This is a genomic window from Photobacterium lipolyticum (assembly GCF_003026475.1).
GTDB classification, from domain to species: Bacteria; Pseudomonadota; Gammaproteobacteria; order Enterobacterales; family Vibrionaceae; genus Photobacterium; species Photobacterium lipolyticum.
In genome coordinates this window covers 1-513 of record NZ_PYMC01000061.1, presented here as the reverse complement: position 1 = coordinate 513, position 513 = coordinate 1, and the positions used below count along the sequence as shown (strand labels likewise).

At 40.2% G+C, this 513-nt stretch carries 1 protein-coding gene; it reads right to left on the bottom strand.

Translation table 11 applies throughout. The annotated features are described in order from the left end of the window. Positions 1-136 precede the first annotated feature (136 nt). On the bottom strand, positions 137-513 hold a 377-nt coding region (locus tag C9I89_RS22630; protein ID WP_170107763.1), incomplete at its 5' end, for an alpha/beta fold hydrolase.

Genomic DNA, 513 nt, shown 5'->3' with positions numbered 1-513 from the left:
AAAAGTGGCCATCATCGCCTGCGTAAGGAAGATGGTTGTCATCCTAAATTCGATGCTGAGAGATGGCGTTTTATGGGATGCGAAAACAGCTTAAATTAACTATTGACGCCATAGTCGTTTGTTATGTTTTAACACGTTACATCAAGAATTTATTTATTACTGAGCGACAAACTTCAGGGTATTGCTTATGCGCTTCATGTTCAGCAAATGCGATATTCATGAATTTTGAGTTTTCAATTTTTTCTACTAATTCAATTGCCTCACGCAAAGAAAACAAGAAATCATCATCACCGCGCATCACAAGTGTCGGGCATTTGATGGCACTGACAGAATCACTTGGATAGCCCGAAGATGCTATGTCAACCCAGACATTTTTTACTTTTTCGATTAACAACTCAAAGTCCGGTTGTGGATTCGATTCGTTGTAGTATGCAACTGAATCAGGGAACATTTCATTCCAGTCGCCTGATGTGACTCCCCCCAAGCACTCAATGGAAGGATCATTTTCTTCCA